The sequence below is a fragment of the Synergistaceae bacterium DZ-S4 genome (assembly GCA_025943965.1).
Classification (GTDB): domain Bacteria; phylum Synergistota; class Synergistia; order Synergistales; family Synergistaceae; genus Caenicola; species Caenicola nitritireducens.
On sequence record JAPCWD010000041.1, the window covers coordinates 1 to 1,017 of the forward strand.

Here is a 1,017-nt window from a genome sequence, read left to right on the forward strand (position 1 = left end):
CATGCAAACTAAATATCCGAAGCTGATCTACTCTCATGAAACAGCCCTATATTTGCATGGCCTTTCGGATAGGGCTCCCTTTCAATATTCAGCCTCTGTTCCAAGTGGATATAAAGTGGTTGGTAATTTGGCTGACCGGTTCAAAATCTACTACGTCAAGAAAGAACTTCATGAACAGGGAGTAGAAACTGTTAAAAGCGCCCATGGCAATCCGATCAGGACCTATATTCTTGAAAGAACGATCTGTGATTTGATCAGAAGCAGAAACCGGATCGATGTCCAGATCCTGAATGACGCATTAAAACGATTTGTGAAAATAAAATCGGCGGATTATTCGATCCTCATGGATCATGCAAAAAAACTTAGGGTTGAAACTGTTTTAAAAAATTATTTGGAGGCATTGCTATGAACGGAGAAGCTATGAGCCTGAAGGCAAAAATAAGAAATTTAGCCAAAAAGAAAGATATGTCCGCTCAGGTAGTGCTTCAAAACTATATGTTTGAACGGTTTCTGGAAAGACTTTCCAAATCAGCGTACCGGGATAAATTCATCCTTAAGGGCGGGATCCTTATTGCGGCACTTGTTGGTATAGATAATCGGGCAACAATGGACATGGACACTACGATCAAAAATTATCCCATTAATGTTGGATCGCTGAGAAAAGCAATCAAGGAAATTTGCAGTATTAATGTTGAAGATGGCGTAAGTTTCTCCTTTTTGAACATTGAAGCCATTCGAGATGATGATGCTTATGGCGGTTATCGGGTGAGTATTGTTTCTGAATTTGATACTATCGCGACTCCTATGCAGATCGATATCACTACAGGTGACGTTATTACGCCAAAAGAAATTCTATATTTGTTCAAGATGATTTTCAAAGAAGGCAGCATTGTCACCGCCGGACTATAATTGACCCTAATCGCCGGAAAGAAATTGACCCACCCCGACCATATAGCTACCATTGGGATTGTGAAGATCACCAAGGAGGTAGCGAAAATGATAAGGAGTGGGCTAATA

2 protein-coding genes are annotated in these 1,017 nt (G+C 40.4%); both read left to right on the top strand.

All coding sequences use genetic code 11. The annotated features are described in order from the left end of the window. Positions 1 to 409, top strand: a 409-nt coding sequence (locus OLM33_10100) for a hypothetical protein (protein MCW1714002.1), incomplete at its 5' end; no start/stop codon positions are given. Beyond that, positions 406 to 909, top strand: a complete 504-nt coding sequence (locus OLM33_10105) for a nucleotidyl transferase AbiEii/AbiGii toxin family protein (protein MCW1714003.1) — start codon at positions 406 to 408, stop codon at positions 907 to 909. The genes OLM33_10100 and OLM33_10105, both read left to right, overlap by 4 nt. Positions 910 to 1,017: the final 108 nt, after the last annotated feature.

Bases quoted from the DNA above. Each gene is read 5' to 3' on its own strand.
- OLM33_10105 (MCW1714003.1), top strand. From the start codon at position 406: ATGAACGGAGAAGCTATGAGCCTGAAGGCAAAAATAAGAAATTTAGCC.